General features: G+C 42.1%; 17 protein-coding genes and 1 other RNA gene. 3 read left to right on the forward strand and 15 right to left on the reverse strand.

The genetic code is table 11. From position 1 onward, the window contains the following. Positions 1–70: 70 nt before the first annotated feature. Together BLV86_RS09480 and BLV86_RS09485 are read right to left on the reverse strand one after the other, a co-directional pair. Positions 71–1,501: a DHHW family protein gene (locus BLV86_RS09480; RefSeq protein WP_090816522.1), complete on the reverse strand. Its 1,431-nt coding sequence runs from the start codon at positions 1,499–1,501 to the stop codon at positions 71–73. Between the two features lie 77 nt (positions 1,502–1,578). Then, positions 1,579–3,324, reverse strand: a complete 1,746-nt coding sequence (locus tag BLV86_RS09485; RefSeq protein WP_090816524.1) for an MBOAT family O-acyltransferase — start codon at positions 3,322–3,324, stop codon at positions 1,579–1,581. Between the two features lie 164 nt (positions 3,325–3,488). Here BLV86_RS09485 and ffs point away from each other — a divergent pair. Beyond that, positions 3,489–3,587, forward strand: an RNA gene (gene ffs / locus BLV86_RS09490) — signal recognition particle sRNA small type. Positions 3,588–3,710: 123 nt separating this feature from the next. On the opposite strand, the gene BLV86_RS09495 is transcribed toward ffs, so the two are convergent. From BLV86_RS09495 to BLV86_RS09515, 5 genes are all read right to left on the reverse strand, one after another. After that, positions 3,711–4,604 carry a TatD family hydrolase gene (locus BLV86_RS09495; RefSeq protein ID WP_242873278.1) on the reverse strand — a complete coding sequence of 298 codons (894 nt, stop codon included), beginning with the start codon at positions 4,602–4,604 and terminating at the stop codon, positions 3,711–3,713. After that, on the reverse strand, positions 4,601–5,380 hold the full coding sequence (locus tag BLV86_RS09500) for a TraX family protein (RefSeq protein WP_090816525.1): 780 nt from the start codon (positions 5,378–5,380) through the stop codon (positions 4,601–4,603). The genes BLV86_RS09495 and BLV86_RS09500 overlap by 4 nt, the downstream gene beginning before the upstream one ends. 18 nt (positions 5,381–5,398) lie before the next feature. After that, positions 5,399–7,462 carry a methionine--tRNA ligase gene (gene metG, locus BLV86_RS09505; protein ID WP_090816527.1) on the reverse strand — a complete coding sequence of 688 codons (2,064 nt, stop codon included), beginning with the start codon at positions 7,460–7,462 and terminating at the stop codon, positions 5,399–5,401. Positions 7,463–7,616: 154 nt separating this feature from the next. Next, on the reverse strand, positions 7,617–8,882 hold the full coding sequence (locus tag BLV86_RS09510) for a glycoside hydrolase family 10-like protein (RefSeq protein WP_044916609.1): 1,266 nt from the start codon (positions 8,880–8,882) through the stop codon (positions 7,617–7,619). Between the two features lie 194 nt (positions 8,883–9,076). Then, a complete protein-coding gene (locus BLV86_RS09515) occupies positions 9,077–9,640 on the reverse strand; it encodes a hypothetical protein (protein WP_031551338.1) in 564 nt (187 codons plus the stop codon). A 251-nt stretch (positions 9,641–9,891) separates the two neighbouring features. Between BLV86_RS09515 and rsmI the strand changes: the two genes are divergently transcribed. After that, entirely contained in the window at positions 9,892–10,746 is an 855-nt protein-coding gene (gene rsmI, locus BLV86_RS09520) for a 16S rRNA (cytidine(1402)-2'-O)-methyltransferase (protein ID WP_031551341.1), read from the forward strand. A gap of 132 nt (positions 10,747–10,878) precedes the next feature. Here rsmI and BLV86_RS09525 read toward each other — a convergent pair whose 3' ends face one another. The 6 genes from BLV86_RS09525 to BLV86_RS09550 all read right to left on the reverse strand — a co-directional run bounded on the left by BLV86_RS09525 (position 10,879) and on the right by BLV86_RS09550 (position 19,463). Then, a complete protein-coding gene (locus BLV86_RS09525; RefSeq protein ID WP_090816529.1) occupies positions 10,879–12,006 on the reverse strand; it encodes an acyltransferase family protein in 1,128 nt (375 codons plus the stop codon). 92 nt (positions 12,007–12,098) lie between these two features. Further along, positions 12,099–12,401 (reverse strand): AzlD domain-containing protein, encoded by a 303-nt coding sequence (locus BLV86_RS09530; protein ID WP_031551347.1) that lies wholly within the window; start codon positions 12,399–12,401, stop codon positions 12,099–12,101. Next, positions 12,391–13,158: an AzlC family ABC transporter permease gene (locus BLV86_RS09535; protein ID WP_049962362.1), complete on the reverse strand. Its 768-nt coding sequence runs from the start codon at positions 13,156–13,158 to the stop codon at positions 12,391–12,393. The genes BLV86_RS09530 and BLV86_RS09535 overlap by 11 nt, the downstream gene beginning before the upstream one ends. Before the next feature lie 240 nt (positions 13,159–13,398). After that, positions 13,399–14,718, reverse strand: a complete 1,320-nt coding sequence (locus BLV86_RS09540) for an N-acetylmuramoyl-L-alanine amidase family protein (protein ID WP_175456495.1) — start codon at positions 14,716–14,718, stop codon at positions 13,399–13,401. 44 nt (positions 14,719–14,762) lie between these two features. Further along, on the reverse strand, positions 14,763–17,237 hold the full coding sequence (locus BLV86_RS09545) for a hypothetical protein (protein WP_090816532.1): 2,475 nt from the start codon (positions 17,235–17,237) through the stop codon (positions 14,763–14,765). Positions 17,238–17,243: 6 nt separating this feature from the next. After that, positions 17,244–19,463 (reverse strand): efflux RND transporter permease subunit, encoded by a 2,220-nt coding sequence (locus BLV86_RS09550; RefSeq protein ID WP_090816534.1) that lies wholly within the window; start codon positions 19,461–19,463, stop codon positions 17,244–17,246. A gap of 275 nt (positions 19,464–19,738) precedes the next feature. On the opposite strand from BLV86_RS09550, the gene BLV86_RS09555 reads away from it, so the two are divergent. Further along, a complete protein-coding gene (locus tag BLV86_RS09555; protein WP_031551362.1) occupies positions 19,739–20,335 on the forward strand; it encodes a TetR/AcrR family transcriptional regulator in 597 nt (198 codons plus the stop codon). 475 nt (positions 20,336–20,810) lie between these two features. Here the strand turns inward: BLV86_RS09555 and BLV86_RS09560 are convergent, their stop codons facing one another. Both BLV86_RS09560 and BLV86_RS09565 read right to left on the reverse strand, forming a co-directional pair. Beyond that, positions 20,811–21,029 carry a DUF1858 domain-containing protein gene (locus tag BLV86_RS09560; protein WP_029200774.1) on the reverse strand — a complete coding sequence of 73 codons (219 nt, stop codon included), beginning with the start codon at positions 21,027–21,029 and terminating at the stop codon, positions 20,811–20,813. Between the two features lie 26 nt (positions 21,030–21,055). After that, complete coding sequence (locus BLV86_RS09565; RefSeq protein WP_090816536.1) at positions 21,056–21,835, reverse strand: adaptor protein MecA; 780 nt, start codon at positions 21,833–21,835, stop codon at positions 21,056–21,058. Between the last annotated feature and the right edge of the window lie 50 nt (positions 21,836–21,885).

The following is a 21,885-nucleotide window of genomic DNA, read 5'->3' on the forward strand; positions in this document are numbered from 1 at the left end:
ACTAAACCTTTATATCCATAATCCCTAGAATTATAAATGAAAGCTTCCTTTTTTGCAACCTACATTAAAATTAAGAAAAAATACTCAAAATCATTCCCGACACTTTTTCCGTAATTGCCTGAACATTATTTAAAAAGATTATATCACTTACACCATGGTCAGTGATAAAGTCAGAAAGGTTACCTTTATAATATCTGTAATCCACCACATAAACATTTTCATAATGATCCACAAGGAAAGGAACAAAGGCATTGCCATAGGATTCCTTCACCAGCACGCAGCTTGAACCATCTGTTATATGTGGATTTGTAATCTGTGTAAATGGATTATCCCCATTGATGAAGCAGTTATACTTTCTTCCCGCATTGGCTTCTGTCACATCATTTATGACCTTGCTGTTCACCACCTCACCACTCTCAAGTGTGATTACAGCATCATTTGTACCTAAAGGTATCCATGCTTCCACATGATCCGGATTGGTCTTTAACTGTTCGGATCTGTTTGTGGCAAAATAGAATGTTCCGTAAAAGCCTTCATAATCCACATACTGATAATCACTTAGTTCATGGGGCTCAATGCCTTTCTCCATGCAAAAATCTCTGTAAGCATAGTAAGCACCCAGGGCAGTCCAGTGATGGTCAGTATTATAATAGATGTACTCGTCCTTGTGGGCTACCATGGTGTCAAACACGGATATCCTGTGTATGGAAGGATCCATCAGACTGTAGATATAGTTAAAGGCATCCGGCATGTTTCCTGATCCAAGCTCCTCCTGAAGAGAAGGATCCAGATCCACTCCGAAGCTGTTGGGTACCAGCATGTCATAGACATTGGCATCCGGGAACAGAGCTTTAACCGTATTTATAACGGATGCATACTTAACGGAACCGCCCTGATTGTAATAAAAGATCTCATAGCCTCTATTGTTGTTGACATAGATATTTCCGGCCTGTTCGCCCGCGATCTCCACCTTTTCCTTTGGAGTAGTGTCAACCTTAAGAGTTCCGTCTTCATTGGTTTCTATAAGCTCATCGAATTCAATGACTGTTTCAGTTGGAGCTTCTTCAGTCTCCTCAGGACTTTCCATAAGAAGCACCGGTGCGAGAGATTCTGCAGTTTCAGGTATGGTATCTTCCACCACCGATGCCTTATTGCCATAATAGGCTTCTCCGCCCACTCCGTAATAGTCCTCTATTCCGGCTTCCAGAGAGAGCAGTTCCTCCCTGTAAGGAAATGTATCAGAAAACCACTTATTGAGATCAGTGAAGAATTTTCCATTCATCACAGTAAGCATCTCCGGAGCAGGCCTTTTTGCAAGAGGTCGTTTTTCTGACTCGGAGTAATCCGGTCTTGAAATCACAGTTCCCACAAAAAAGAGTCCTGCAAAGGCGACCATGGCGACACCTGACATAAGCCTGGCTCCGTTGCTTTTAAAGACCTTCTTCTTTATTTCCCTGCTGATCTTATTCTTTTTTGATTTTGGTTTAATGTTATCACTCATTTATAAATACTGATTTTCAGCCGTAATATAAGACCTGATGCAGATCTAATCGGCTCATTGGACCTGCCTCACGATATTTAAAACTGGTTATACAGAAATGGTGAATAACTTGCCCCCACCATAGCTAAAATCGAAACGAACAAAAATATAAGCATCAGTATGGTTCTCATGCCATAAAACAAGGTTTCCCTCATTACACGCTCGTTTTTTCTTTTTTTGATGCGGTTTTCAAGTCTTGTAACCATTCGTTCATGGCTTTCAATGTCCTGTTTCTTTACTTCATCGATTATGCCGGTACTTTCTGAACTGAATTTTTCAACCAGCTCGTGATCCTTTGCTTCCTGCTCATGAAGCTGTCTTTCGTCCTCGAGATTCTGCATTTCCAGAGCCTCTCTGTGCTGGCTGCTGTATAACCTTTTCCTTACTGTCAATGCTATATTCTTCCATAACGGGGTGCAAAAGCTTACGGCAAGAATCACAAAGTAAACATTACCCCTCAGGGTAAGAACTTCGGATGCTGTATAAAGAGCTCTTCCGCTCCTTCCAAACATTACATTTATAACTTCCCATAGCTTATGGAAGTCCGTTATTCTGAAAAGCACCCATCCGAAAAAGACTACCGCCAGGGTATAGAGATGTCCCAATGCTCCCATTATCACACTGAGCCCTCCGGTTTTCTTCTCTTTACCTGCTTTTTTCAGATACAGGTTCTCAATAACTATAAATATAAAATAATACAATCCCCACAGAATGAAATTCCAGCTGGCGCCATGCCATAAACCTGTAAGAGCCCACACGGCAAAAAGATTAAGCATCAGTCTTCCGAAACCCACACGGCTTCCTCCAAGAGGAATGTAGACATAATCCCTGAAAAAGCTGCTTAAGGATATATGCCAGCGTCTCCAGAAATCCCTGACAGAGGCAGCGATATATGGATAGTTAAAGTTTTCCTGATATTCCAGTCCCAGGATTTCTCCGAGACCGATAGCCATATCAGAATATGCTGAGAAATCCAGATACAGCTGCATCATGTAGAATAACGACCCCATATAGGCTCCGAAAACAGAATATGATACATTTTCAGTCAAAGGCAGAAATACATCACACAGCTTTCCGCAATGATCGGCTATCAGAGTCTTTTTTGCCATTCCGATACTGAATCTCCATATACCGTCTGAGATTCCTTCATAGGAAACTTTTCTCTTATCAAACTGTGTACAAAGCTCTCCGTATCTGGAGATAGGTCCCTGGGTAACCTGGTGAAATATTACCGTATACAGAAGCACATGGAAGAAATCTCCCGCTCTGGTCTTCTGATTATAAACATCGGAAACATAACTTATAAGCTTAAAGGTGTAGAAAGACACTCCGAGAGGCATACCGATCCTTAGGATCTCTTCGTCAAGCTTTCCATCAAGTTTATAAGCAAGTACATCCTGTAATATGAATCTTGTGTATTTAAACACCGCAAGGATTATAACCAGAACAACTATACCTGCGATCAGCCAGGTCTTTGCGATCCTTTTATTCTTTTCGATAGATTTCTGGGCCAGAGGACTCATAAATTCCTCATCTCCCTTTTCGTAGTCGGGATTTGAAGCCTTTGCTCTGTCCAGAGCCCCCTGGATCATCCTGCCTGTAAGACACGCGTATGCTGCCAATGCTATGATCAGAACAAGATAATTAAGGCCTCCAAAGGCGTAAAACACAAGGGATGCCAGAAGAAGCCATATATTTTTTTGTTTTATTCCCGGCATAAGGAAATAAATCAAGGTAAACGCCGGAAAGAATATTGTTACGAAAAACAAGCTTGTAAAGCTCATAACTATATTCCTCTCCTTTTAAAACAACAATACTTCCGTGTGTCAGGTGCGGGAAGATTTTTTCCTGTCATGTACCTGAGTCACCGGTTAATAAAAAAGATTACTTTCAGACTTCTATTGCCAATTACATCGTTTTCATGTATACTTCAACTTGCTTCGGGGTTGTTTGGGCCCCACGCAATGGGTCCCTCGAACCGTGTCAGGACGGGAACGTAGCAGCACTAAGAGGATCCTCCCATGTGACGTGGATCCACCTACTCAACTCCGGAGCTTTTTATTTGATATAATGCAGCTTTTGCCATATCTCCGATATCGGTATAAGCTGCCTCTTTTTTTATTCTGTCCACGCGGCTCTCAGGAATCCAAAAGAATCCGTGAGGATTTTTTTATCCTATCCTGTAAACCCTTTTTGCATTTTCCGTGGTAATCCGTATAACCTCATCCGAAGTCATATTCTTTAATTCAGCGATCTTATCCGCCACATATATAAGATTTCCCGGATCATTTCTGGTTCCCCTTAAAGGCACCGGTGCCATGTAAGGACAGTCCGTCTCCAAAACTATATTTTCAATCGGGATGTTTTCCACAACCTCTTTTATCTTTCTGGAGTTCTTAAAGGTCACAACACCGCCTATTCCCACACACATACCAAGCTTCACATAAAGCTTCGCCATTTCAAGAGAATAACCGAAACAGTGTATTATACCACCGTTTTCATACCCTCCTTCGGAAACGATCATATCGTAGGTGTCCTTCGCAGCATCTCTTGAATGTACATTTATAGGCATTTTAAGCTCTCTTGCAAGCCTGAGCATCTTCCCAAAGGTTTCCCTCTGTATCTCAGGCTCAGGATCTGCACCCTCAAGCTCCTCCGGTGCAGCCTCTTTTCCTGCTTTCAAAGCCCTTTCAGCGATGCCTTCCCTGGTGTAATGATAGTCGAGACCTATTTCACCAATGGCAACTATCTTTCGCTGCCCGGAATCTCCCTTAACTCCTGAGACCCCTACTCTGTCTTCTTCGACCATTTTCCTTAATTGTATAATGTCTTCCTCCCGGCATCTGTCACTGTGGTCGGGATGAAAACCTACTGCCGCGAAAACATTGTCATATCTTCTGGCCAGTTCCACCGCCTTAAGGCTTGATGGCATGTCGAAGCCTATTTCAGTGAAATAACCGATTCCGGAACTCCCAAGACTCTCTATAACAAGGCTTCTGTCTTCCTCAAAGCTCTCATCATTCATATGAGCATGGGAATCAAAAATCATAACATCTTTTATCATATATTAACCATTGCTCCGATATAGATCATTGCATAAAAAGCTGTCAGCATAAGAGGATAGTAAATATAATAGAACCATTTAAAATCAAATCTTCCTCTTTCTCCGTTATAAAGCATTATGGGGATAAAGCTCAATACCGGAAGGAAACGGGATGATATGCTTCCCGCTGCAATAGCCGCAGCACCGCCGAGCATCTGAAATATCTTCTCTCTGTTAAAGTTGTACATGAGAGAAACTGCCAATACCCCGTACCATCCATACTGGAATCGTCCGAGATATGCGATTCCGCATCCCACAGCCACCACCAGCCATTTAAGAAGGGGCCGCTTCCACCATTTTTTCATAAAAAACATTACAAGCAGAGCTGCTGCCAATGTAAACACCGGATTCTGCTGATGAAAGTTGTAGGTCTCGTTGTAAAATGACAGATCGTAAGGAACCTCTGAGATAAGCGCAACAATAAAAACTCTGATGAAATATTTCCGGAAATCGGAAGTATGTATAAAACCTTCTACTAAGAGAAATGCAAAGATAGGGAAACTGAAATGACGGAATATTACCAGAAAATCATATAATCTGAGCCATAAGGCTCCTTCTTCGGTGGCGATGGCCATCTGATAGTACTCATCAACAAAACCGTAAAGTTTTCCGTTATGGATAATGATGACCGCAAAATAATATGCGGTCATCATAAGAGCAGCCAAAAACTTTAGTGTCCCACCTGAAATACCAATATTCTTTTTTGTACTCTTGAGTACACTATGATGTCTTGCCATAATCCTTATATTTTTCTATCAGCAAATGATAGAGCCCGAAGGCATCTTGCTCATCGGTGTCATAAGAGCGATATTCTCGTCATCATCCTCTGCTGCAATGATCATGCCCTGTGATTCCTCACCTGCGATCATACGTGGAGCAAGGTTTGCAACGATCATAACACGCTTTCCAACCAGATCCTCCGGCTTATAAGCCTTCTTGATACCGCTTAATATGGTACGTGTCTCGGATCCCACCTGAACCTTGAATTTGAGAAGCTTCTTTGACTTCTTTACTTCTTCTGCATGAAGGATCTTTCCTACGCGGAACTCGATCTTTGCAAAGTCATCGTAGGTTATCTCTGCCTTCTTTTCAGGATCTGAAACCTTTGTATCAGGAGCACAGTCACCATTCTCATCGATGGTCTCCGGCATTCCGTCGCCTTCCTGAGCTTCCTCTGTAGAAGCCTCCTCTGCCTTTTCCTCCTGAACACCTGCTGCAGCCATCTGCTCAGCTTCGATCTTCTCAACCTCCTGCATAACATCCTCTTCCTTCTTGCGCTCAAAGAGTGTTGCAGGCTCAGCTGTTACCTTTGTACCGGACTTGTAGAGTCCCCACTTATCCATATCGGAAAGAGCACGCTTTTCAGCATTGATCTCCTTAAGGATGGACTCGGCTGTCTCAGGCATAAAGCTTTCGAGAACAGAAGCTCCAATGTTGATAGCCTCTATAAGGTTATACATAACCGTCTTAAGTCTGTCAGCCTTCTCAGGATCCTTTGAAAGTACCCATGGCTCAGTCTCATCGATATACTTGTTTGATCTTCTGAAGATATCGAAAACAGCTGTGAGTGCGTCGGCTACTCTAAGCTGATCCATCTTCTCTGTTGCTGTCTTAACCGCATTAAGGATAGTAGTCTTCAGATCCTCATCAACAGGCTCTGTGACACCCTTATCCTCAACCACACCATCAAAATACTTATTGCTCATGGAGATGGTTCTCTTAACGAGGTTTCCGAGGATATTGGCAAGCATTGAATTATAACGCTCTACCATAAGCTCCCAGGAGATAACGCCATCGTTCTCGAAAGGCATCTCATGGATAACGAAAAATCTTACGGCATCAACACCGAAAAGCTTTGCCAGATCGTCAGCGTAGATAACATTGCCACGGGACTTTGACATCTTGATGCCTTCCTGTGATTTTCCTGCCGCTGTAAGGAGCCATGGATGTCCGAATACCTGCTTTGGAAGAGGTATATCAAGGCTCATAAGGAAGATCGGCCAGTAAAGTGTATGGAAACGGATGATATCCTTTCCGATAAGGTGAAGGTCACAGGGCCAGAACCTGTTGAACAGTTCCTCGTTGTTTCCGTCAACATCATAGCCAAGACCGGTAATATAGTTTGTAAGGGCGTCAAGCCATACGTAAACAACGTGCTTTGGATCGAAATCCACAGGGATTCCCCACTTGAAGGAGGTTCTGGATACGCAAAGATCCTGAAGACCCGGCTTAAGGAAGTTGTTTACCATCTCATTCTTACGGGAAACCGGCTGGATAAACTCGGGATGCTCCTCGATATGCTTCATGAGACGGTCTGCATACTTGCTCATCTTGAAGAAGTATGCTTCCTCTCTTGCCTTCTCAACATCTCTTCCACAATCGGGACACTTTCCGTCCACAAGCTGTGAATCTGTCCAGAAGGACTCACATGGTGTACAGTACCAGCCTTCATACTCAGACTTATAGATGTCACCCTTGTCATACATTTTCTTGAACATCTTCTGAACCTGTTTCTCATGGTACTCATCTGTTGTTCTGATAAACTTATCATAAGAAGTGTTCATAAGATCCCAAATGGTCTTAATGTCTCCGGCTGTCTTATCAACATACTGCTTTGGTGTTACACCTGCTGCCTCAGCCTTTAACTCTATTTTCTGGCCATGCTCGTCGGTTCCGGTCTGGAATCTTACGTCATAACCCTGAAATCTCTTGAAACGTGCGATAGCATCCGCAAGAACGATCTCGTAAGTATTGCCGATATGCGGCTTTCCTGAAGCATAAGCTATCGCTGTAGTGATATAGTACGGTTTCTTTTCCATGTTTCACTCTTTCCGGTTACCCGAATGAAAGGTAACCTGATTTATTATATATTTGCTTATTTACCCGAAAAACATTGAAAAATCAACATTTTTCTGTGTTTTAACTTAACTAATATAAGATATGAACTCTTAAAAAGCAAGTTTACCGCCATTTTCAGGCCCCAAGGAATATTTTCCTTAAGTTTTCCACCTCTGTTATAGCCTTGCCGTCTATAAGATTCTGGTAGGCATAAATTCCGAAGCCCGATACTTTTCCGGTTCCCAGGGCAGTAAGCACTTCTCTTGCCAGAATGTCATTGTATCTCAGCCACTCGGGGATATCATTTCCGTCCCAGCTGTCGGTATTGCACTTATAAAGAGCAAGTCCCACATAAAGCTTTACCTTGCTGTTGTTCTTTTCCATGAGATTTATCCAGTCATTCAGGCATACCTCATAGGCTGCGTCAGATATCGCTCCGCTTCCGGTCTTCTGCTCAAAGCCGAAGTAGATCTGGGGTAATATATAGTCCACGTACTTATCCGATGAAAGCCACTCATCTATATCCACAAAGTAGCTTCTGTTACTCTTAAGGTATTTAAGCTGTGCTACGGGACTCACACCGAACACTGCACCCGGTTTTATCTCATGAACCTTCGCGTAAACCGCTTCGATAAGGGCGGAGACATTATCCCTTCTCCATTCCGATATAGGAAGGGTACTTCCTGATTCAACATACTCCTGATAATCAAAGTTTGTGTCAGCCCCTGTTCCAAGCCCCGGATAGAAATAATCATCAAACTGAACTCCATCCACATCATACTTTGTCATAACTTCCTGAACAGCTGAAACGATAAGGTCACGCACCTCTTTTTTGGAAGGATTCAGGTAATAGCTTCCGTCAAATAAAAGAACGTTTCTGTTGGTTTCCGGATTGTTATACCATCTTTTGGAAATGGAATCCTCTTTCTCTTCTTCCCATTTTTTCATGGACCCGGTGACTCTGTAGGGATTAAGCCAGGCATGGAACTGAATCCCGTGCCTGTGTGCAGAATCCACCATATATCCCAGTGCATCAAATTTATCGGGATTTATGTGGAGAAACTTTGAAACCGGGAATATATCCGATTTATAGTAAGCATCCGTATGGCTGTGGACATGGCAGAAAATGGCATTCAGGCCGTTTGCCGCTATGGTTTCCATCACCTTGTCTGCCTCTTTTTTAAAGGCCTCTTCATCTGATGGCATTTCATCCCAGTTTATATATGAGAACCATACTCCCCGAAGCCCGCCAGTTGCATTGGACAATGCTCCTATTCCGTCTGATACGCCGGCAGCCTTTGAACTTATAACCCCGCACATACATACGCAAAGGATAAGTATTATAACATAGCTTAGAACCAGCTTATGATTTTTGATTCCTGACCTTTTTTTACAATTCATTTTTTCTTTTCCTCTCACCTGAATTTTTAAAATACCTTTCTATTTTACCACATACCCCTTATCACAATCGAGTATTATGGTTTTTTCAATCTTTTGACGGCTGAATCATTTGAACGGACTCAACGCCCGGTGGATAACTTCACATAGTAAAAACGAGGTCTCCCTAAAGGAAGACCTCGTCACATTTTTATAATTTACTGAATAGTAACTTCACACTCTGAAAGCTCATAGTTCAGTGCGTATGTATCTGCAACAGCCTGCTTTGCGGTTTCCTCATCGAAATTCTCGCCTGCTGCAAAATCGCTGAGTACAAGCTTACCCTTCTTGATGGTCATGGTTTGCTGACCTTCTGTAGCTCCGGGACCTGCAGGCTGTGTCTCTCCTGTTTCCTCTGTTTCGAAGCTGACAAGCTTTGTAGTTGCTCCTACAGTTCCAAGCTCGATGAGCTTATCAAGAAGCGCCTGCTCTGTAAGTTCGTCAACTGAATCCATAACCTGTGACATGCTTCCGTTAACCATGGCATAAACAACGACTGTATCTAAAACAGGAGCATTGGGATCAGGCTGCTTTGAAAGAGGAAGTCCGTTTTCAGGGTTTGTTTCCTCTGCTGTAGATTCTTCTATGATACTTCCGTCAGGTGCTGTTTCCTTAGTCTTTTCTTTTGCAGTCTCATCATGTTTTGAATTTGACTTACTGCCACAGCCCACAACTGAAAGCACTGCTATTGCAAGTAAAAGCATCGCAATAAATTTCTTCATAATCTATCTCCTCAAAAACTCTTCTATCCTATAATTTTTTTAAATATAAAACGAAAGACTCTCACGAGCCTCTCGAAAATACAGAGTGTAATATAACAGAGCTAAACTATAATTGCAAGCATAGTGCGTAAATCTTAATCTTTGCGCAAAAAAATCCTAGTTAATGTGCTATGATGGGCGTATGAGTCATGACATCAGTAAAAGCTCCTGTCATGCTGATAAAAAATACAGAACATATCGGAGATAACATTATGCCGGGAACCTTATATATATGTGCAACACCCATAGGAAATCTTGATGACATCACCTACAGAGTCATCAACTGTCTTAAATCGGTTGACATCATAGCTGCCGAAGACACTAGAAATTCCATAAAGCTTTTAAATCATTTCGACATTCATACTCCCATGACCGCATATCACGAATTCAATAAATTCGATAAGGCAAAAACTCTGGTTTCGGATATGCTGAACGGAAAAAACATTGCCATCATTACAGATGCAGGTACACCCTGTATTTCAGATCCCGGAGAAGAGCTTGTGAGACAGGCAGCTGAAGCCGGTATTCAGATAACTTCACTTCCGGGTCCTGCTGCTGCCATCACCGCTCTCACCATGTCCGCGCTTCCCACCAGAAGATTCGCGTTTGAAGCATTTTTGCCTACAGAAAAGGCCGATAAGAAAGAACGTTCCAGGATTCTTTCGGAACTTAAGACTGAGACCCGAACCATGATCCTGTATGAAGCACCTCATAAACTTAAGGCAACACTTAAGGATCTTTGCGATACTTTGGGAGGAGACAGGCACATCTCTCTTTGCCGTGAACTCACAAAGAAGCATGAAGAAGTAATCCGGACCACTCTTTCAGAAGCCATAGCGAAGTATGAGGCCGAGGAACCGAGAGGTGAGTATGTCCTTGTCCTGGAAGGAAGAAATCCCGAAGATATCCAGGCGGAATCAGAAGCCAGATGGAATGAAATGCCTTTAGAGGATCACATGGATCACTACCTGAAGCAGGGGCTTTCGGAGAAAGACGCCATGAAGGCTGTGGCAAAAGACCGCGGCGTTTCAAAGCGTGATATATATAATGAACTTAAGGTGCAGTAAACGTCCAAACCGCCCGCTTAACAAAAATCCTCAGCACGAGGCTCCTTGTTAAGCGGACGGTTATTTTTTCGTACTAATCTCCGTGCCGTCTTCAGCAGTCGGCACAAATTGTGATGAAAAGGATTTTTCAAACTATTTTTTTGGAGTTTTAAAAAACTCCCCGGTCCTGACTATCACTGCACTGGCAGCAAGTGAAAGGATGAACACTGTAGGTACACGTATCAGAATATGCAATATCTCCTTAGGCAGGGTATCGTAGCCATTGTTAAGGTCTATGAGCCCCAAACTCCAGTCCGGTCCCATTCTGAAAAATAACATATGGTATATTCCATAATGAAGCAGATATATATAGAAAGTATACTTTCCGACTCTTGCCATAGTCTGAATCAGCTTGTTATCTCTAAAATCAAAACTTAGAACAAATATGATGAAACTAATGCTTTCAACTGTGGCAAAAGCACAGTTCCAGTAAATATAAAAATCCTGAGTACTGTTAAGCCTGAATACTTCCCTCTGCATAACAAATCTCAGTGCCAATGTCACAGCAAAGACGACAACCGCACCAATCCTGACTTCCTTAAGCCTCGTGGATTTTTTCAGCACCGGCATCATCATGGACAGCTCAGCCCCCGCCATAAGAAGCATGGCAGGTGTCGTATACAGCATAAAGGGTGATACCTGTACAGGTAAAAGACTGATAAGCCCTGTCATATTGAGATCCATTATTATCTGATTGATAAATATAAAGACCATTATGAACCATCTGTATTTACGGTACCGGTCATCTTTTGTGTATAAAGGTTTTAAAAGCGGATAGGCGAGAACCAGCTGAAGATAAGTAAATATATACCAGAGGTGGCTTGCCAGGCTCTCACGGATACCTCCACCCCAGGAAAAAACATCCGTAATGAATCCCGGGAGATCCAGTTCCGGATAAGTGAGACATTGAATAATGCTTTTCTCCCCCCTGATGAATGGTGAAAACAGATAAGTCAGAAACATTACCACTATTCCGGGAAGCACTATATTTGTTAATGAGCGTTTAAGTGTTTCCTTAAACCCCTTTTTGAAAAAGAAAAATCCGCTGATCACAAAAAACAGCGTTACTCCGTCCGAAAACAATAATCTTATCAGGAGCTTTGTGGAGTCCCCTGTTCCCATAACGTCCACATGTGTGCCAATGACTATAAGGCAGGCAATCACTCTTATAAAATCTATCCCCGGATCCCTTACCTTCTTAACGCCATCAGATCCTGTCATCAATTACCTCCATAGTTCATGAGCCAATGTCTCTGCCGTGAATATCTTCACAAACTGCCGAGAAGGCTCAAAGCAAACTCATGACTCATCGTTTAAATAAATAATTCCAAAACAAACACCACAACGGAGCAGGCAACAGCCGTGGGAAAAAGTCCTCCTCCAAACCATGCTGTTATGATCCCAACTATAAGTGCAAACAATCCCGCAACCGGTTTTTCCACATCCTCCATAATGGCAGGAAATGTCATAACCGCAAGTGTCACATAGGGCACATAATACAGGAAAGATCGTATGGTTATATTCTTTATCTGTTTACGTATAAGTGTAAGAGGAAGCACTCTGATGATAAAGGATACCGCAAACATGATAAAAATATAAATATAATTACTGCGCATTCTTTACCTCCCCTGCTTCATGAGAAACATCTGCCCCGGTCTCCAGCTTGTCTTCATCCCCTTTTATAGGGAATATCAATGCTGCCGCACCGGAAATCACGATTGTGAGAATAGTTATGCGAATGGCATTACTGATGGATGATAACACCGGAAGCTTTGAAAAAGCAAAGCTTGAAAACATTGCTATGATGATCAGAAAACGTAAAATCTTGTTTTCTCTGGCCGGAGGAATGATTATGGCCAGGAACATACCATATAAAAGAACCCCCAGGGCGCTTACCACATTATCAGGCACTACATTTCCCACAACGGCTCCAAGACAGGTGCCCAGGGCCCAAAAGCTCAGAGAACTTATGGCAAGGCCATAACTGTAAAATGGATTAAGTTTACCAGGTACTGAAATTGAAGCTGCAAATATCTCATCAGTTATCCAGAAACCCACAAGAAGTCTGTGAGGAAGGCTTGTTTCCTCAGGCAGCTTCTGGGAAAGTGACGCCGACATAAGGAGATACCTGATATTAACGATAGCTATCATAGCTGCCATAGTCAGATATGAAACCTTTGAAGCTATCCCTACAAATCCCGCATATTCTCCTGCAGAAGCATTGCAAAGAAGACTTGAAAGGGTTGCCTGAAACACTGTAAGTCCTGCGTTACTTGCAAAAAATCCCAGTGCAAAGGATACCGCAAAGTACCCTATAGCTATAGGTATACCATCCTTTAACCCCTTTAAAAACCAATGCCTGTTGTTCTTCATTCTCATAAACTCCCTAATCCGGTGCCATCATATGAATCCCACACAAATGTCCACCATTCGGTAATGCTAATTTTTCACGTCATTATAGTATATCCTTAATCATCAGGAATGTTAACCATTATTCCCATTATAATAAATTATGGCAGAAATACATAATTACTATTCAGTCGAGTATAGGACGGCCAGAGCCGGAGGGCATCCATTTGAATGCCCTCCGGCTCTGACATGACTGATTCTCATCTAGTAATTCAGACAGATTCCGTTATCGCCGAAAATGTAGGTTTTGCCGTTAATATCTCGTGTGCCTGTTACCATTACTCCGGTAGAGGATCCGACTTTTGATTCTAGGTAGTATCTTGCGCCGTTCAGCTCAAGCCATCCGGTATGCATGTAGCTGTCAGGGTCAAAATAGTACCACTGACCGTTTATCTGCTTCCAGCCCTGGTTAAAAGCAACACCATCTGTAATATACTGCCACTTGTAACCGGTTCTCTTCCATGATGCATTGGCACTTCCGGAACCTATGGTCTTCGGATCAGCACTGTTATATGTTCCACGGCTCTTTATATTTGTTGCAAAGTTCCCCTCAACGGCAGCCTTATAATCACTTAAGAACTCCCATTTATCGTCTATATCATAGTCACCGGTGTCTGCTGCATAACTCCCGGCATAACTCCAGTCAGAAAAAGCGATATTATAGTACTTTGCATCATTTTTCTTGGGAATGGCCCGGACAGTCACCTTAAATGTTCCTGCCTGGGCGGAATTCATGTAACCCGATACATCATGATAAGTATCCCTGGTACGGAATTTAGTAGTTACCTTCTTTCCGTTTGTACCCGTATAGCTTACCCTCACCTCGTATTCATCTGCAAATGTTGTATCAAAGCCGGTCCAGCTTGCCATACCATTTTGATCCACTGCTGCATCCTGGTATCCCTGCTCATCGGTAGGTATGGCTCTCACTGCAACTCCGAAAGTTCCCAGATAAGCATTGGCTAAAGCAGTACTTATGGAATGATACGTCTTTTCTGTTGTGGCATGGCTCGTCTTTTCATTTCCGTTTTTATCAAGATAGGTAATTACTACCTCATACTTTCCGGCGTAAGGAACCTCACTCCAGCTGATCTGCTGATTTGCTGCGTCTATATAAAGATTCTGTGGAGCCACCAGCTCATAAAGAGGATAAACCAAAAGTCTGCCCGTTGCCTCTGTATTATCCACAGATACCATATCCACATAAGTTGACCTTATGCCGGTACCGGAAATCTTAAGGTCATCGTCCAATGCTCCCGCATCACTTGTTATGGTTATATTAACTGTTGCCGGAATTGTAGGATTGTTGTTTTTAATGCTTGTAGTATCTGCTGCTACATTAACCTCTAAATCATCATCCTCAACTTCGTAATCGGGAAAGAAGCAAATCCCCGCGTCAACTTCATTGATGGAATCAAGGTCCGCATTTATCTCTACATTTTTTATCATAGCCAGGGACGTCATTGAAGTGCTTAGACATGCCGCAGCCAAAGCACTGATTAGTTTAATCTTGGTTTTCTTCATTTACTCCCCTTTCTCCACTATATATTCAGGTCTTTCACTGTTTTTCACTTAATTCCAAATATAGAACAGATGGCATCCCACAGCTTTTTAAATACAGCCATAACCCTCTGCATAAATGTTGTGGCAGGTTCACTTACTTCGCTGTCAAGAACCTTTGCCTCATTGTCATCCGCAGAGATCTCTTCGGATCTGCAGACAATGGAAATGGAGGTTGGCTCCTGATTCTTCGTGCTTGTAAGTGAAACCTTGGGAGCATCGGGATCCATATTCAGGAAATTGTTATCAGCTTCTTCTTCATCAAGTTTGTTGTTTATGGTATCCCTTAACTTCCTGCCTGTATTTTTCAGATGCTTTGTGCTGTCCACAATATCCTCTGTGTTTTCAACAGCCTGTCTTCCTATCTCAATTCCCTCGTCGGCAGCATTACTGAAATCCGGCTCTGCAGAACGGAGAGTATCATTCACTCTCTGGAGTGCGGAAGCAGCGTCTGCTGATGTCTTCTCCATCTCAACTATGACATTCTCGGAATCTTCGAAGGTTTTCTGAATGTCTTCGTAGTAGGCATTCATGATACCTATAAGTCCGTCTATATCTCCGATTGTGGTTCTTACGGTATTTACCGTTCTCGCTGTCTGGAATGCCACAGCACCGCCATCATCAAGGATATCATCAAGATCTGAGATTACGGTGTTTATGGAATCAATGAGTTCCTCAGCACCCTCGGAATCAAACAAATTCCCGTTTTCAGTCTCAAGATTTGATATTGCATCGGTAAGATCATAGAGACTGTCCGCAAGACTGCTCATCTCCTGATCCGTTGCAACGGTGTCATTTGCCAGTTTCTTGGCACTGTTTTTTAAGGAAAGGAGGGTATCAAGGTGCTTCGCATAATATGAAGCCCGCTTTCCGTATTTATCTTTGTTACCGGCATCGGTCATAACAGCTGCATAGGCCTGAACCTTTTGGGGATCAAGTCCTGATGCCTGAAGAATCTGCGGAGCTTCAGCAGTCTGAAGCTTACTGCCGTATGCCTTCACAAAGGCGATGTACTTCGCCTTAACTTCATCTGAATCGGAACTTAATATATCTGCATTGGCAACCGCCAGTATCCCCACAAGATCCTTAGTCTCAATACTCTTTAACTTGTCCCCAAGCTCCTCGGAAACTGCAGAAATAAGGCTCCTTTCATTCTCATCCAAATCCTCATCGTAGCCCCTGTAATCATGGGCATTATCAATAGCTGCATCAGTTATTATCTCTGATGCGCTGGCTTTGATCTTGTCTCTGTTTGTCTTATTTGTGGCATTATTCGTAGCCTTATTTATATCGCTGGCTACATCCTCAAGGCTGTCTATAGCATCCTTCGCACTCGGTTTAAGCTCATCAATGTCAAGATTTGAAAGGTTTGTACCACTCAGAGAATTACCAAGCTGCTTTAATCTTGTATTAAGAGTCTTAAGCTTTGAGCTTGCATCCATCAGGTCACTGTCCAGGTAATTAAGATTTGAGTTAATGTCATAGACCATCCACTGTGTGGTCTTCAGATCCTCATTCAAAGGCTCCAATGTGCTCTGCAGATCTCTAAGGTCCTGTATTGCCACATCATTGCCATTGAATATAACCTGAGCATTATTATGTATCTTGTCCTTACCTGACTGGAGGTTTTCAAGCATTTGATTTGTAAGATCAAGCTGTGACTGGACATTGGTAACACCGTCCAGAACGTCCTCAAAATCATCAAGCATTGCGTTGGTGTCATCCCTGAAATCATCCTTGATCTTCTTCAGATCCTTTATTTTTGAGAGATCTCCCACGGTTCCCGGGCTCATCATAAAAATGGCTCCAACGGTTTCAAATTTCTCGGTTCCCAAACGAAGGACAAAATGTCCCTCCTGTCCGGGAAGGGCGGCAAACACTATTCCTGAGTACTGTCCAAGATTAGTAGTCTGGGCCCCGGGTGCATCCACCGAATAACACTTCTGCAGATCAACCGGCACCGCAACTATAAGCATCATGTTGTTCTTCATATAGTCCGAAACCTTATCGTTTGGATATGCATCTATATCCATTTCCACAAGTCCGGACTGCCCGCCCATCTTGTCGGCATCCATTGCAACACCGTTTAACTTATAGCTTATATCAAAAGTCCATGGCACCTCCACGGATGACGGTTCCAATGTTCCTTCAAAGTAAAACTTTCCAGCATTGAATTTGTTCCAGGTGACAGAACCGTTATTATAATCCGGCTTCTGACCGTCGGACATATTTATGATATTTGTATATTTTCCGAAGTCGGTATAACTTTCCGTACCGTTAAAGTTTATCCCCTTTACAACATTAACCTTATTTACGGAACCATAGTAATCCAGATTCACATACATGGTTTCATCCACATCTGCATGTGCACCTGCTGCAAAGGCGGTAATGGTCGCCGAAAATATATTCGTGGACAAACAGCTCAAAAGTACTGTATGAGCTATGGCCCTCCTGAATATTTTTTTTGCGGAATGTTTTCTCATTTATCTTCACCCCTCCACCCTGTCAATAGTTCTTCTTTCAGCAATTTTTTCATGTAATCTCTGCCTGAACTGCCCGATCTTTTCTTTTCTTCTTTCATGTCTTGATTTAAAAGTACCTGTTATAAGCCTGTCGGAAAGCTTGAAAAGGAAAGGCATGAGCGTTGTAACAAAGATAACAGAAAAAATAGCTCCTCTTCCAACCAGATGTCCAACCTGTCCGATGGCCGGAATAGCAGAGATAATGCTTATGGCGTAACCACATACAACAAGGATGAAACCCGATGTCAGAATCGAAGGAAAACTTAACTCTGTCATCCTGATGGCAGCCTCCTTCTTTTCAAGGCCCTTTGCCCTGCACTGAATATAGTTCTCCGTCGATGAAATTGCATAGTCTATGGTTGATCCGAGTTGTACACAGGACACAACAGCATAGGCGATAAATATTAGCTCATCCCCGGCAAAATACGGGAATGACATATTCAGGTAAATCGCCATCATTATAGGTACCATTGCCACAAAAGGCAGTACCACCGACTTAAATGATATAGCTACAACCAGGAATATACTGATCATGGCAAGCGTATTGACCAGATTGTAGTCCGGCACAAGTACATTTTCCATGTCCTTTGTGGTAGGTGTATTTCCTGTTATATAAGCTTCTTCCGGATAATACTTTTTAATGATGCCCGATATTTCATCACTGCACTTAAATCCGGTGTGAGATTCAGGCTTGGTTTTTATATAGATAAGGAGTCTTGCATAACCCTCCTTATGAAAAAGATCAGTCACAGAACCGGGAAGAAAATCCTCCGGTGTACCTTCAGGAAGATACGAACCCATACCCATTACCTTTTTTACATACGTAAGGTCATCAAGCTCGTCACACAGCTCCTTCTCCTTTATCCTGTCTGTATCGGGAAAAATAGCTACTATAAGATTGGAACGTCCGAATTCATTGTCTATTTCCTGGGAATGCTCATACATTGAGGTTCCCGGCCCCGCTCCTGTTGCATCGGGACCATACTTGAAATCATTCATGCTCTGGGCAAAATATATGGGACCTGCAATGGCAAGGGAAGCGATCAAAACAAACGGACTTACTCGATTTACAAAAACACCGAATTTATGAAAATCAGGGAAGAAGGATTTATGCTTCATTTTTTCAATCTTATCTGACCAGCTAAGGATCAATGAAGGCATAAGAAAGATAACCATCAAAAGAGAACAGATGATTCCCTTTGACATTACTATTCCCATGTCCCATCCGATACTGAATCTCATAAATATAAGCACTATGAATCCAAAGAAGGTGGTAAGGGATGAGGCAAGGATAGTGGTAATGGTGCTCATCAGTCCAAGCTTCAGTGCCGATTCCTTATCCATTCCCTTCTCTCTTTCACGCTCATAGGCATGGAGCAGAAATACGGAGTAGTCCATAGATGTGGCAAGCTGTAATATGTCACAGATGTTATTGGTTATGTAGGATATTTCTCCCAAAAAGATATTGGTTCCTTTATTTATGGCTATGGCACACCCTATGACCGTAAGGAACAGTACCGGTTCAAACCATGAAGTGGTTGTCAGAAGCAGGATCAGGAAGATAAGTACAACTACAATGACCATTATTTCAGCTAATGCAGACTTAACACTCTCTTCTGTGAACTTGTTGGTAGGAGACATTCCCACAAGGTAACCCTTGTCACCTACGATGCTCTCTATCTCATCTATTGCCTTATGAGTGAGTTTTGATGTATCTCCTTCCTTAAAGGTTATATCCATAACGGCATTTCCGTTTTTATAATAATCATCAATCTTATCGTAATCGATAAATTCAGATGATCCATATATCTGGGTAGTCATATCGCACCATACTACCTGATCAACCCCATCCACTTTTTCAATCTGATTTTTATACTGCTTGGCCTCATAGATTGTTACATCCTTCAGCATAAGTCTGCCGGTGCCCGGATAGCCAAAGATATCCCTCATTTTATTAATGGCACTCTTTGATTCAACTGCATCCGGCAGATACTTTGTAAGATCGTAATTGACGGCCACAAAAGGATAACAGCAGGCAAAAACAACAACCAGTACCATGATAAGGTTTCTGATCTTTTTATTATGGTCAACTATGAAATCCGCCAGTCTTGCACTCTTGGATATATTCTGCGGCTTTATCTGATCATTGCTATCAGAACTGTTTTTTTTCTTTTCAAAAAAGCTCATACTAACTGCCCTGTTTATTAAATCTAAAGTATTAATGTTTACACTGTTGTCCGTCTAATGTTTAAGGACTCTCTTTATCGAAACGACCTCATTTATATCATACCACAATATTGAATATCTGACACATTTCTATTTATTGACACGTGTTGATTTATGTGGTAATTTTATTTTAGAAACAAGTCCACTAATTGGCAATAGTCAATTTATGAATAAGAGTCTGTTTTTAAACAAATCAGCATATTGTGTTGATTAATAATTGTTTTAGAGGTTATACAATGTCAAATCCGGCAACTAATTCAGTATCTGTAGACAGACGGATACGAAAAACCCAGGCTGCATTAAAATCAGCTCTTTCACAATTAATGCATGACAAACGCATAAAAGATATATCCGTAAAAGAACTCACAGAACTTGCGGACGTAAACCGCGGCACCTTTTATCTTCACTATAAAGATGTATTTGATCTGCTTGAACAGTCGGAAAAAGATTTATTGACAGAACTTCATGAAACCATAGGTCGTCTTAATCCCGATGAAGTTTCAAAGGACCCAACCTGTATTTTTGAAGGAGTTTATGGTCTTTGCAAAGAGAATGCAGGACTTGTGCACATACTTATCGGAGAAAACGGTGATATCAAGTTTTTAAACCGTTTAAAAGAACTTGTCCGCGAAAAATGCCTTACCGACTGGTCATTTATAGTGAAAGACCGCGGAATTAATCATTTCGACAGTTACTATTCGTTTGTTGCCGGAGGATGTATAAGTCTACTTCAGTACTGGTTTTCAAGCGGAATGAATGAAACTCCTCACGAACTTGCTGCAATAACCGGAGAATTACTGAGCGGCGGTTTATCAATGAAAACTAAAATGTAGTAATAAAAATAACACACTTCCTGATTCCATAAAAACCGTCACCGGACGCGTGAAGGTTTAATCAAAAATAAACAGAGAAAACCCCGGGCTTTCGGCCCGGGGTTTTTCTCTGAACACTAAGTTTTGTTGAGTCTATTTATTTCAGGAGATTTCCACAGTTACACGCTTATGGTCAGGAGGACGTGTCTGTGGAGTACGTCTCGGTTAGTCTCATCTAACCGATGAACATAATATATCATCGGAATTCCTACCCGTCAAGTATAATTTGAACCGAATAGATAAATTTTTCTACTCGATTCCACTTTGGCCGTCACATGTGCGTTTGTACAAGCACAACGCCCGCGTGACGGCCTTATCGCGAAAAAAAACCGGGAAATTTTTTTACCGGTGTTTTATCAGGTACAACACTTGTATAGTGGATATATCTCAAAAAAAGACCGGGAATCAATCCCGGTCCTGACTTCAAAAGATTATTTTATTTCTGAGCTTCCTCATATTCACGAAGAATATCATTAAGGTCTGCTGTGAGCATATCGCTGTCCAGTCCATGAACCATGCAGGCCTCCTCGAGTGACTCACCTGCTGATGACGGGCAATAAATGCAGCCCATTCCATTCTGCATAAGGAATGGTGCAACCATTTCATTTAACTGAAGAAGCTCTCCGATCTTCATATCCTTTGTTACTGTTACCATAATTACTTATCTCCTTATCGTTTTTATCAAATGTTTCTTAATTTCTGAATGGCATCAGATTCGACTATCACATCATAATGCTCTCTGAAATATGCTTCATAAAGATCATTATCCTTAAGTTTACTGCCGAACTCATTAAGTAAATTGGAAGCCCTGTTTATAGCTCCGATTTCTTTTTCTTCAGCATGTAAAACAAGATAGAACTTGCCATCTTTGTTATCTTTATACAATGTGTTCTCACCGGTATAAAGATCCGAAACGGCTTCAGCCGCCCTTATAACTCTGTCAAGTGAACTAAAAACATAAATCTTTACAGCATCCAAAGACTGTTCTTCAGACTTATCAGACTCACCACCGGAAGTTTTCCCTGTTGCAAGCTCTTCTGAACCGAGGAGTTCCTGTCCTCTGCTGCCGGACTGACTGTGAAGTCCGCTTTCCTTGATTTCCTTTATAAGATCCTGAGCACCCTCAAGAATCTCACTTGCAAGCTGAGATATCCATCCGCTTTGAGATGAACTTGCCTGAGAGAATTTTGAAAAACGGGTATCCAGCTCTTCCGGATCATCAACCTTCGATATAACAAGCTGTATGGATCCGCCCTGTAAAGGAACCGCCTCTATCATCAAGGGGCCGTTATCGGCCGAAAATCCCACCTCATTCTGAGCTTTCTGCATCATTTCCGTGAACAGACGCTTTGCAGCATCCGAACCATAGGTCATGTCACGCAGATTTATATTTCGTGAACTAAGATCTAAACTGGTTAAAGTACACCTGATGGAGTTGTCATCTATTCTTTCTATCTTCATAATGGCTCCTCCTTTTTTAATATCTTCTGATAATATATTACAGCTAATCA

The sequence above is a fragment of the Oribacterium sp. KHPX15 genome, from assembly GCF_900107835.1.
In the GTDB taxonomy this organism is placed as follows: domain Bacteria; phylum Bacillota; class Clostridia; order Lachnospirales; family Lachnospiraceae; genus Oribacterium.